General features: G+C 38.3%; 11 protein-coding genes. 1 reads left to right on the top strand and 10 read right to left on the bottom strand.

The annotated features are described in order from the left end of the window. Positions 1-74 precede the first annotated feature (74 nt). Positions 75-1,277, bottom strand: coding sequence for an MFS transporter (locus N0M92_RS18155; protein ID WP_260287145.1), 1,203 nt, complete (start codon positions 1,275-1,277; stop codon positions 75-77). A gap of 277 nt (positions 1,278-1,554) precedes the next feature. On the opposite strand from N0M92_RS18155, the gene N0M92_RS18150 reads away from it, so the two are divergent. After that, the gene (locus N0M92_RS18150) at positions 1,555-2,451 is read left to right on the top strand and encodes a LysR substrate-binding domain-containing protein (RefSeq protein ID WP_260287144.1); all 897 of its coding nucleotides are present in this window, start codon (positions 1,555-1,557) and stop codon (positions 2,449-2,451) included. A gap of 688 nt (positions 2,452-3,139) precedes the next feature. On the opposite strand, the gene N0M92_RS18145 is transcribed toward N0M92_RS18150, so the two are convergent. The 9 genes from N0M92_RS18145 to N0M92_RS18105 form a co-directional block, all read right to left on the bottom strand. Further along, positions 3,140-4,141 (bottom strand): 2-keto-3-deoxygluconate permease, encoded by a 1,002-nt coding sequence (locus tag N0M92_RS18145; protein WP_260287143.1) that lies wholly within the window; start codon positions 4,139-4,141, stop codon positions 3,140-3,142. A 68-nt stretch (positions 4,142-4,209) separates the two neighbouring features. After that, positions 4,210-5,367, bottom strand: a complete 1,158-nt coding sequence (locus N0M92_RS18140; protein ID WP_260287142.1) for a UxaA family hydrolase — start codon at positions 5,365-5,367, stop codon at positions 4,210-4,212. Between the two features lie 43 nt (positions 5,368-5,410). Further along, positions 5,411-5,722: a UxaA family hydrolase gene (locus N0M92_RS18135; protein ID WP_260287141.1), complete on the bottom strand. Its 312-nt coding sequence runs from the start codon at positions 5,720-5,722 to the stop codon at positions 5,411-5,413. Between the two features lie 17 nt (positions 5,723-5,739). After that, positions 5,740-6,858: a UxaA family hydrolase gene (locus N0M92_RS18130; protein ID WP_260287140.1), complete on the bottom strand. Its 1,119-nt coding sequence runs from the start codon at positions 6,856-6,858 to the stop codon at positions 5,740-5,742. A 128-nt stretch (positions 6,859-6,986) separates the two neighbouring features. Continuing rightward, positions 6,987-7,934 (bottom strand): U32 family peptidase, encoded by a 948-nt coding sequence (locus tag N0M92_RS18125; RefSeq protein WP_260287139.1) that lies wholly within the window; start codon positions 7,932-7,934, stop codon positions 6,987-6,989. Positions 7,935-7,979: 45 nt separating this feature from the next. Continuing rightward, positions 7,980-9,446, bottom strand: coding sequence for an alpha-ketoglutaric semialdehyde dehydrogenase GucD (gene gucD, locus N0M92_RS18120; RefSeq protein ID WP_260287138.1), 1,467 nt, complete (start codon positions 9,444-9,446; stop codon positions 7,980-7,982). Positions 9,447-9,474: 28 nt separating this feature from the next. Beyond that, entirely contained in the window at positions 9,475-10,260 is a 786-nt protein-coding gene (locus N0M92_RS18115) for an IclR family transcriptional regulator (RefSeq protein WP_260287136.1), read from the bottom strand. A 685-nt stretch (positions 10,261-10,945) separates the two neighbouring features. After that, a complete protein-coding gene (locus N0M92_RS18110; RefSeq protein ID WP_260287135.1) occupies positions 10,946-11,476 on the bottom strand; it encodes a peroxiredoxin family protein in 531 nt (176 codons plus the stop codon). 39 nt (positions 11,477-11,515) lie between these two features. After that, the gene (locus N0M92_RS18105; RefSeq protein WP_260287133.1) at positions 11,516-12,223 is read right to left on the bottom strand and encodes a cytochrome c biogenesis CcdA family protein; all 708 of its coding nucleotides are present in this window, start codon (positions 12,221-12,223) and stop codon (positions 11,516-11,518) included. Positions 12,224-12,515: the final 292 nt, after the last annotated feature.

Genomic DNA, 12,515 nt, shown 5'->3' with positions numbered 1-12,515 from the left:
CTCCTTTATGAATGCCTTTTTTCAATGTTTAGTTATTTCCTATAAACCAAATATTAGAAACCCGTTATCATTTATTACTTCGAGGTCTCTTCTTGCAATGACGTTACATTACCTTTTTTCCTACCATGTAAGAAATAATATAAAATAACAGCAACTAAAACAACGATGGCCATCATAATATATAAATTCGTAAAACCTAAGACCGGAATTAAAAATCCAATTATAAATGGTCCAAATCCTGCACCGAAATCTGCAAACATAAAGAACGTTGATGTAGCCAAACCCATTCGATCGCGAGGTGCTACCTTAACAGCAATGGCTTGGGCGCTTGGAATAAATGACCCATAGCCGACCCCGATAAAAACAGCGGATAATAAAAGCATCGATCCATGATGTACTTGACTTATCATCAAGAAACCGATAGCAAATATGATAAGTGAGGGATACACCACATAATTTTCCCCTTTATTATCAAATAACCGTCCTGTGAATGGTCTCGATACCAAAGTAGCTATAGCATAAACAATAAAGAAGAAACTGGCGACATCGACTAAATTAATTTGTTGTGCATAGGTGTTAAGGAACGATAGAATACTGGAGTAAGTAACACCAATTAAGATACTAACAATAGAAATCGGTATTGCTTTCGGTTCAAAGAAGTTTCTTAGCTTAAACCCTTTCATGCTATTAAGTTGTTCTTTATTAATTTCCACTTTTTGAACCTTTAGAATAAGAGCAAATAAGAAACTTATCACGATTAATCCGGTACATACAACAAAGTTCACTTTAAATCCTAAATAATGATTAATAAATATACCGACAAACGGACCAATTGCGGAGGCAAGAGTAGTACTTAATGCATAGTAACCAGTCCCTTCGCCTCTACGCTCATCTGGAATAACGTCCGCTACAATGGTCCCTGTAGCTGTTGAGGCGATTCCAAATCCAATACCGTGTAAAAAGCGTACCAGTAAGAGAATGGATATGTTTGTTACGGTAAAATATAGTAGTATCGTTATCATTGAAAAAATAATTCCTGCATAGAGCATCTTCTTTCTTCCAATAAGCTCTATATATTTACCTGAATAAAGACGTCCAAATAGCATTCCTATGATAAAAATACCTGCAGCCAACCCGCTCATACTTGCAGAGGCATGAAACGTATCGGCTGTAAATACGGTAATACAGGCAATTAATAAATAATGAATAAAATAAAGAAAAAAATTAGTTAGAGATACAACAAAAAAATCTTTTGTCCATAAATTCTGTTTATCCAATTTTAATGAACCTCTTTTCTATTTCTGTAATTAAGTATTGGATTTTTTCACCTTGGATTAAAACTTACAAGTTACTTCATCTAATATTTCCACTTTAATATGCAACACATAACTTACTTCTATTCCATTAACTTAATGAACACTGATTTAAGTTTTATGTTTCATTTTCATCACTCCAAATTAGATTACATTTAAATTATATGGTTAATAATTATTAATGTAAAATTATCATTTATGATGTTAACATAAGAATAATTAATACAAAGAGGGGGATATAATGAACTTCGAACAACTGGAGTATATAAAAGAAGTAATTGAAACGCAGTCAATGTCTATCGCTGCGGAAAATCTTCACGTATCACAATCCGCAATCAGTCAATCTATTTCAATGTTGGAAAAAGAATTTGGAGTCCAAATATTTAAACGGTCACGGCTTGGGACCATTCCAACAGAAGAAGGAAAGAAAATTATCAGAAAAATACTTGAAATCTTAAAAAAGGCTAATGAATTAAAAGAAGAAGTTCAATCTATAACATCTTCCTTTAATGGAGAATTAAAAATTGCTACAAGTCCTAGCATTTTTATGACATTTTTACCTAGAACACTGTCCAGATTTAGAAAGGATTTTCCTCAAATAAATGTGATGATTAAAGAAATAGAAAGTAAAGAAGTTATAAAAGAGGTGGGGAATAACAATGTTGATTTGGGATTAATTACGTCATTTACTCCCGATGGGGAAAAGTTGTCTGAACATATTACATTCCAATCATTTCATTATCAAGGAAAAATTAATATTATCGTACCAAAAAACTCTGAGCTAGCTCTGAGTAAAGAATTGCTGCTATCGGATGTTAAGGATTACCCTTTTGTCATATATGATAGAAGTTTTTATAATAATCTTATTGAGGAATTTGCAAACCATTATGGTCCACTAAATATTATTTTTAAAACCACCAACTCGGAAGTCGTTAAGAAAACAGTATCAGAGGGGTTGGGTATAGGTTTGATGACTAGTCTAATGTTAAAGGACGATCCCTATTTGGAAAGTGGAAGAATTACTGCTATACCCTTGGGTTATCCATATAACTATAACCTTTTAGTCGGTGGAATTTATTTGAAAAACCGAGGGCAATACCGATTAATAAAAAAATTTTTAGAATATGTTGAAATCTAACAATTTGGGTGTATCAAAAGTATAGTAAGCACTCACTTATTTCAATTGAATGTTCCGTAAAAAGGGACTCTAAAAAAAGCTATCGATTTGAAGTTTCTTCGAATCGATAGCTTAACATTTGATAACATTTCTATAAATACCTGCTACAATCGGAGAGAATGCACCGCCAAAGTATCCACCAAAACTCATAATTGCTGGACCCACTATTTTTAATTACCTCCAATTTTAAATGATATGGCGAGTGTTCTTAGAATCATTGGGAACGCTGCTGCGCATGCAGATGAAGATACATTTAGCCATGAATTGGTACCTTCTATGATTGAGTTTACAAAGATTATTTTGGATTATGTTCATAATCTTCCTAATCAAATTGAACAAATTCAAGGTCAGATTGGCAAGAAAACTGAAACCTCAATAATAAAGGATCCCACTGTTATTGCAACCGGTGAGTAACAAAAAGAGTACAGGATAAATATTTAATGATAAATTTTTAAGTGTACATACCATACCTATTAGAAATAACCTTTGCTCCCATTGAGCAAAGGCATCATGTTTAACGAGTTTCTTCTATTAACTTTAGAAAATAAAATAAAATTAAATCCAAGCATACAAAAGGGTAGGAGTTAAAAATTCGTTCTTTATTTACAAAAAAACGCTTCCTAGTGGAAGCGTAAAATAATTATCTAAGTTATAAAACTGCTTCTTCCTTTGGCTGTGCAGTTTTTTCACTTTCTACCTTATTACTCTCGATTTTGGTGAATTTCACCAAAATCGTTAAGACAATTGGTATGAGAATAGCTGTTGTAACTGCTGAGGCTGCAACCTGTACAGTAGCGAGAGGAGCAATACTTGCGAATGAGGCATTTGCTGCCGCAATTACTCCAGGAACCATAACTGCATTTCCAGCCGTCGTACCTTCAGCTGCGCCGACAATCGGGTTCCATCCAAGTGCTTTAAAGGCGAGATAAGCAGTCCCTCCCGTAAATACCACTGTTATAACACCTAGTAAAATACCACTGGCTCCGCCTCGAACAACGTCGGTTAAATTAATACCCATACCAAGAGCAAATGATAGGAATGGAATAATGATGTCACTACCTTTTATAAGCATATCCCGTAAGTCCATGTCTGTATTACCGATGACAATACCTACTACAAGTGGAAGCAATACCGTGATGAACGCAGTTGCTGAAAACATTCCTTCTACGAAGCCCATCGCTCCAAAGATGGCTAATGCAACCATAGTAAGTAGTGGTCCATCATTTAAGACTAGGACAGAATAAGCGGCCTTATCTTCTTTGTTCCCATACTGTGAAGCAACCGCCATATATACAATTCCGTTACTGTTCGACATTGCTGCCATAACTGCGAGAGGAGCCAAACCAAGCCATAGTCCGTTGGGCCCTGCTAACATAAATGCAAGCAAGGTGAAGATTGCCGCTACAGCCCACTTGATTACTAGCAATGTTGCACCCTTAGCTACGCTCACCCCGAAGCTCTTCACATTCAATTGTGCGCCGGCAGTTAATAAATAAAGGGCGGCTAAAACCGATACAGAATCTACAAAGAGTGCCTGAGTAAAGCCACCAATTCTTAATAAATCTGGAAAGAACGTATTGATTAATGCAGCGGTTAAGAGCGGAACGACCATCATACCGCCAGGAATTTTTTCGAGATTATTTTTGATCATACAAACATTTACCCCCTTATGATTGAAAATTCAGACATATTAGAGCGTATTTACTTTCATCCCAATGCTTAAATGCTTTCTGCTAATCTCCAAATAGCAAATTCCTGGTTCTGATGATTCTCGGCAGCTGTCTTGCTTCCATTTGCTACGTTTAGTACTAAGTCATAGATTTCCTTGCCGATATCCTGAATACTGGCATTCCCCTCAATAATCTTACCGGCGTTCACGTCTATGTGTTCCTCCATAATTTCGTACACTTTCGGATTCGTGCCAATCTTGATGACCGGTACAATTGGAGATCCTGTCGGAGAGCCTTTACCTGTCGAGAACAAGACAATCTGAGCACCACCGGCGGCCAGTCCGCAGACTGATTCGACATCGTATCCTGGTGTATCCATGAAGACAAATCCTTTTTCTGTTGGTGATTGAGAGTACGAGATAACTTCTTTAAGCGGAGTGCTTCCGCCTTTTTTGATACAGCCCAGTGACTTCTCTTCAAGTGTTGTTAAACCACCGGCCATGTTCCCTGGCGTCGGATTGGCAGAACGGATGTCTTCACCTGTCTCTTTAATTCGTTGTTCATAGTTCCGGACAATAGCTAAGAACTTTTCTCGTACCTCTTCATCGATTGCGTTCCCGGCTAGAATATGTTCTGCCCCAATAGCTTCGGTTGTTTCAGCCAAAACACTTGTCCCGCCATCTTTAACAATCATATCGGAGAAAGCTCCAATCGAAGGATTTGCGGTAATTCCAGACCAAGCATCGGACCCGCCGCATTCCAAACCAACAATTAATTCTGTAATATCAGCTTCTTCTGTAACCTCAGACTTGCTCTTATCTACAGCTTCTTGGAGCCATTGACGCCCTTCTGCTAAAACTTCAGGAACCGACTTTCCGTTATTGAAATACACAGCATGGATTGATCTATTTTTCTGTTGCAGTGCGGCTAATATATCTTGAGCAATGCGATCTTCTTCCATTCCTAGTACGAGTGTGGCACTGATATTCGGATGGCCAGCAGTCCCAATGAGCGTCCGGATTGTTTGCTCGTAATCCTCTGGAAATTGAAAAGCTCCACTGTGATGAATAACTGGCGTAACTTCAGGAACCATTTTTGCGATTTTTCTCGTCAGACCGCTTAATTCACCGACTGTATTTATGACAATGACGTGGTTTCTAACCCCGATGCTTCCATCAGCTCTTCGGTATCCGTAAAACTTTTTCATATTTGTTGCCCCCTTTCTTATAGTAAGAAATATCATTAAACCTTTACTTTAGTGGCTGATTAATAATATTTAGACGTTCATTCTCATTTAACCCACGTACATTGCGTACATGGACGTGGTCACCTTCGAGAATCTCTTCAGTAGAAATCCCCATACATTCACCATACTTAGTGATTTTTTCACCTTCCTGAATGGTATTGAGAGCCACCTTATGACCATACGGAATATCTTTTATCGTGATGACTTCCTCCTTTAAGCCTTGAATAATAATCTTTTCGCCGATGCTAATGTTTTTTAACGCAACTGCGATATTATCGTAATGGTTAAGTCGGAGAGCATTATATCGATTTTCCAAATTAATTCCTCCGTTTCTTAGAAAGTTGTCCCGATATGTGGAATCGCGAATTCACCCAATTCATATTCTTCTAGCTCCGTCAGTTTGCCTGAACTGACGGACAGTAGTTCGCTGAAGAGGCTAACCACTTGCTGCTCGATTTGACCTGCTGTAATCCCACAATCCAAAAACTCGTTAGAGCTTTTATGTTCACTGTTTGGTGCCACCGTAATACAAGGGAGAATATTCGAACTTGTCAGAATTCCCCTTTTCGAAATGACTATAGAGATGTTACATCCAACCGATGCAAAATTCGAAAGGGTTTCGACAATGCTTCCAGATACTTTGATTAAATGTAATCCGATTCCTTCCGGTTTTTCATTGTAATTCAATAGGCTCTGAATCTCGTTTTCACCCAATAATTGAGCCTCAAGCTTGGCTATTTTTCGGTCTTCTTCTGAAAAGCCTTTACGGTTATATTCCTTTGCCTCTTCCCAGCGTCGACGACTAAGAGCTTCGCCCAGATGAGTTAGGCGTTTTTTTAATTCAGAATTATTGGTGTTGACAGCCAATACGTCACCTGCAGGTTCCAATGAATTGGTGAGTCCGAAAACAACTGTGACACCGTTTTTTATTAATAAATTTAAGAAATCGCTTACAACTGGAATGACAGTTTTTAACGATTCCTCATCGATATCCTCTGTAACAATACCGACCTTCAAAAGAGATACAGGCAGTTCTTTTCGTTCTTCTTCGTCGGCTTCTTTTGACCAGGTGCTCGCAATCGAGACGCCTCGCTCTACTGTGTTTCGACCACCAGCCATCTGTTGAATACCAAATCCTTCAATTGGCTTTGTTTTGGGTATGACTTCCAGCAGACCTGTAACCTGATTCGTTTCGCAACCAAGGCCAATCAGAAGTGCTCCATAGAAGTTTGGGTTTTCAGCAACACCCGTGAGCATATTCTTCGTGACTTGAAAATCATCTCCCAATTGCGCGCATCCATTTGCATGTACGATTGGAACAGAACCCGAAACCTTGTTTGCAATCTCGTTCGTTACAACACTCGAACAAATAACTGAGCTGATAATTCCAATATGATTCCTAGTTCCTGCAGAACCATCTCGTCTTAGGTAACCTCGAAAAGTATGTACCATGATTTTCACCTTTCTTTCCTTTCGGTTTGGAGTGATAAAGAATGGCGTCCAAACAATTAGATTGTTTGGTGCCATCTTAAGAATGTTGCAATTTTATATACAACTTTCAAACCAGTAATACAAGATGATTAAATTTCAGTCGGAAGCGTAACCTTCGCAATGCCAAGCCCTTCGGCACCTAGTTCAGATGTTGTGGCCTCCGGATAGTAACGCTCGATCATCTGGATGCCGATTGATGTTCTTCGTACACGTTCTTTCACGAGGTTGACGTTCAGATCTTCCAAATGCTGACCAGATGGGTAGACGTCCGGATGATTGCGAAGACCAAATTTAATATAAACCGGTGCAAGCACGCGAATAATCTCTGGGATTTCATAGTAACGAAGGAATCCACCCAAGTTATCTGGTACTTCCACGTAGAGATCGATTGGAATATCGATGGATTGACGAATTGCAGCAAGCTTTGATAGTGTAAGAGCAGTCGGAACGTTATAAGTATCTGCACCTAAGTCTTGCATAAGCTTAACCGAGACCGGGTTTGCAGCACCCATTTGAACCGAGGCTTTTACCACAAAATCCTCCGGAAGTTGACCAACTTTCTTCATTTCTTTCGTCAGAAGAAGAAGCCCTTCATCTGCGACAAGTGCTCCACGAAGACCAAGCTCTGCCCCCCGTTTGAGATCTTCCATTGCATATACAAGTTGGTCGGCCCCTTCGTGACGGTTTCCTATAAACTTCCCACCTGATGTGAAGTTTTGTGCACTAATGTCCCAAGAGCCACGAGGACCAACGAATAGGCTTAGCTCAATCCCTCGTTCAGCAGTCAACTCACACATTTTTCGGATTTCGTCATCCGTTTGCAGCATGATGCCGCTACCTTGGGAAATTCTATGAACTTGGATGCCACGGCGGTCCATCTCGTCTAAGGTCTCCTTTAATGCTACAGGCCCTTCTGTGCTTGGAAGTTCAATCCGGTACTGTGCACCGTCTGGAAACCGTTTTGTAGAAGTAGGCAGGTCTTTTAAGTCAGTTGATGGATATCCTAAGCTTTCAAGAAAATTACGTGATTCATTCATCTAAATTCCTACTTTCTCATCATTTTTATTTCACTATTTATGAAATTAACCTTTAATCAAGATTGTCTTGAATTCTGTATAAAATTCCTGAGCGGCTTCACCCTGCTCACGCGAACCGACACCGGAGCCTTTCATACCACCGAACGGTGCCTGAAGTTCCACGCCAGCACTTTCTGCATTTATTCGAACTAGTCCGGCCTCAATTTCATCGGCGAACTTAAGGAAGGAACCAATGTTGGATGTGAAGATTGATGCGCTAAGACCGTATTTAGTATTATTCGCTGCTTGAATAGCCTCTTGAATGTCCGCAACTTCGATGAGTGCGATGACCGGTCCGAAAATTTCTTCTTGGACAATCCGCATGTCCAACTTTGCGTTTGCGAAGATCGTCGGTGTAATGTAGAATCCGTTATCATACTCTTTGCCTTGAAGAACTTCTCCGCCTGTAATTAGCTGTGCACCTTCTTCTTTTCCAATTTCGATATAGCTCTTAACTGTATTAAATTGACTTTCACTTGCACATGGACCCATCCAAATTCCTTCATTCAAGCTGTTACCAACCGTAATTTTTTCAGTTTCCTGAACGAGCTTTTCCTTGAACGCCTCATAGATAGCGGCTTCCACTATAACCTTGCTTGTCGCTGTGCACTTTTGACCGGTGGAGCGGAATGCTCCACTGATGACGGCTTCGACTGATTTATCGAGATCCGCATCTTTGGCAACGATTACCGGGTTTTTCCCACCCATTTCAACCTGCGACTTGATGCCTCGCTCGGCAGCGGATTTCGAAACTACCTTTCCGACTGCTTCAGAACCTGTGAATGTAATCGCATTTACTTGTGGATGTTCGATGATACCTTGTCCAACGATTGATCCGGAACCTGTGATAAAGTTCAGAACACCTTCCGGAAAACCGGCTTCACTAAAGCACTCGATAACTTTCGCCGCTGTGACTGCCGCTTCAGTTGCGGGCTTGAAGACAACTGTATTTCCGTAAACGAGAGCCGGTGCTAGCTTCCAAACCGGAATTGCGACCGGGAAGTTCCAAGGCGTAACGATGCCAACCACACCGATTGGTACTCGTTTCGTAAACATGAGTGCCTCATTATCAGAAGAAGGGATGACATCACCATTTTTCCTCACACCTTCGCCTGCGTAGTAGCGAAGGATAGCTACTCCGCGAGCCGTCTCCCCTTTTGCCTCTGGGAGCGTCTTACCCATTTCACGAGTCATTGTTTCTGCGATATCATCGATTCTCGATTCAAGAATATTTGCAACTTTGAAGAGAATTTGACCACGAGCATGCTGTCCGATTTTCCGCCAATTTTCTTTTGCGTTATGGGCTGCCTGAACCGCCTTGTCAAGGTCTTCTAGTGTCGAATTTTGAATATGGCCAACTACTTCGCTCTTATTCATCGGACTGATGCTCTCCAATACTTTTGTAGAATCAGACTCCTTCCACTCGTTATTGATGTAGTTTTTGAATGTTGCATCTTTAGTAATTGAAACCATCTTTACATCCTCCTTCGTTTTTTCATTTTTATTGGGCACCTTCTTGAGTTGTGTTTCCTGAGTAACCAGCTAATCTGGATAACCTGGATGCCAAGTTCAAAATCTCGTCTTTGGCCGCTTCAAATTTCACTTCCCAACTGTCTGTTGGCATGGAAAAACTGACACTGGCAATGATTTGATGTTCAAAGTTATAAATCGGTGCTGCAACACAGTGAAAACCAAGTGCCGACTCCTCGTTCTCTACAGAGTATCCTTTTGCTTTTGCCATTCTCACTTTATCGTACAATTCATTTAGGTTAGAGGTAGTATGGATCGTCTTTTTATCCCAATCAACATCAGAAAAGAGTTTTGCCAGTTCCTCTTTATTGAAATGAATCATCTGTGCTTTTCCAATCGCTGACGCATAAGCCGGAAATCTCATTCCAGGGTCTGTAACTAGACGAACATTTGTTTTAGCATTAACTTTGCCTAGATAAACCACATCTTTATTGTCTATGACACCCAGCTGGATTGGCTCATTGATTTTTGATACTGATTTAGAAGCTTCCCTATAAAAGCACTGAATTAAATTGAATTGACTTAGATACATAGAATTAAACGTTCCTAATGTCGGCCCCAGGTTATATGTATCGCTACTTGTTTTAACGACCCATCCTAATATTTCTAGCGTATTTAATAGAGAGAAAAGTGAACTCTTATTGATTTCTAATTTCTTTGACAAATCAATCAGGCGAAGTTCATCTGGATGCTGACTTATTTCCTTGAGTACGCTATTCGCTCTTTCGATAGCTGGAACCCAATATTTCTCACTCAATGATCCTTACCTCCTTCTATTTAGTTTTTTATAATAAACCAAGTTTATTGTTTGAAACCACAAATTTAGTTTACCAATTATTGAAAGCGATTTCAACATATTATTATTATTTTCTCTAAATTCAGTTAATTATTTTACTTTATATGATATTGAAGGATATGCTCCTCCATAGTTTGGGTTAATAGGCTATCCCTTTTCATATCAAATATAAAACCACAATTATTTATCCTGAATTAAAGGAGCATCGGAAATTGAAATGCCCCCCAATTGTCAGATGGTGTCTAACAATTGGGGGGGCAGTTCAACTACTTCGGTCTTTTTGTTGAACTAAACCAGCAAATAGGATGTCAATATCTTTCTCTAATATTTTCATTTCTCTTATGAAATACTATTTTTGTTCATGACAAATAACCCTCCAAAATCCTTTTGGAAGGATCTTTCTCCGTTTCACAAAATCGTTAATCAGGTTAAATCTAGGAATGCTTCTTTTCTCTTTAAGCCCGGTAGATTACCGGGTTCATGCCCTCAAGGCTGCCTAAGTAAATAAAGTGTCTAACTTTTTGGGTTCACTTCATTTTTGTTGAACTAACGCACCCGTTAGTTTAAGTACAATCCTTCACAATCTGCTTCTTTTATAAATCTAAAAACATTGCAAAATTAGTGAAATCCTATTTCTATTTATTGCTTAATTTAGTTTATTAGATAAGTTTTCCATAATATCAACACTCATTGAACCACTATAATTATTCTGAACAAGTCCTTTACTGTCAATAAAAAAGGTAGTAGGAATATTAAATACTGGATAAAGTTCATTTACCTTATTCTTTGAGTCAAGAAGAATTGGGAATGTAATATGATTTTTTTTGACAAAACCTTTGACGTCTGAATAAGTATCGATATTGACTGCCAAAATCACAACATCTTTACCCTGTTTTTTGTGAAATTTTTCGATTTCTGGCATTTCAACCTTGCAAGGTTTACACCAGGTTGCCCAAAAGTTCAGTATTACCTTTTTCCCTTTAAACTCAGAAAGTTTTACTGTTTCTCCAGATAGTGTCTTTAATTCAAAATCAGGGGCGATGGAACCCATTTTAAAACTCCTAAAATTGGCTGTTTCTTCACTAGTATTTTCGGGTTCTATCCTGTTTTCCATTGCTTTCACAATCGCTACTGTAAATAAAGTAATTAACAGAACTGCTGCAATCACTTTTTTCATCGTTAAGAACCCTCCTAATGGAATTAACGTTTAATTCAATTAAAACCCTGTAAAGCCTCTAAACATGTTATTTGTTAGAAACGAAGTAATAATAGTCATCCAATCAAAAAATAGAACAAAGCCCATAATAATTGTTAAATATCCACCAAATTGGACTATACTTTGATTGTATTTTTTGATCCACGCCGACCTGCCAATAAAGAATGACATAATAAAGAACGGAATAGAAAACCCAAGTATATAAGCAGTCATATATAATAAACCCTGACCAGTATATAAACCAAGGGACATAACAGCACCTAATATTGGTCCTATGCAAGGAGTCCAGCCAGCTGCATATCCTAGTCCGATTAAAACAGATCCTAAATAACCTGATGGACGATTTTTAAATGATATTTTCCTATCAACCATCAAGAATTTTAGTTTTAAAAAACCTACAATAATCAAACCGAAAAATATTATTAAGATTGCAGCTAATTGCCTAATTAAGTCACTATACTGATAAAAAAGGCTATAAAGATAGGTTGTCGATAACCCTAAAACCACAAAAATAATAGAAAAACCAACCAAAAAGAATAAGGTATGTAGCATTGCTTTTTGATTAAATTTCTTTTTTTCATCTTTTAAGTCAGTAACTGAAACACCAGTAATATACGATAAAAATGCAGGATATAAGGGCAGACAACACGGTGATATAAAGGATAAAACTCCTGCACCAAAAGCAATAAAAACATTCAAGGAACTCATTTTTTTCTCCTAATCCTTTTTATCCTTATTTTAACACTTATGGTTAAATAACGTTATTCATTTAATGATGTCGTGTTAAACTAACCTGCCCCTATAGTGCCATAAGAAAAAGAGCTGATCGTCGTCACAGCTCTTTAAAGAACACTTATACTAAACTGCCACAAATGGATTTGAGTCAATATTTTGGACACTAAAAAGTTAAATCTTAAGCTGTATTCCTAATTCGATCTTCAATGGCTTGTGGGGTTTGATAGCCCAAGCTGCTGTGAATTCTTTTTCGGTTATACCAACC

Source organism: Peribacillus aracenensis (genome assembly GCF_025175645.1).
Taxonomy (GTDB): domain Bacteria; phylum Bacillota; class Bacilli; order Bacillales; family DSM-1321; genus Peribacillus; species Peribacillus aracenensis.
The sequence above is the reverse complement of the archived record's forward strand: the minus strand, read 5'-3'. Positions and strand labels throughout refer to the sequence as shown.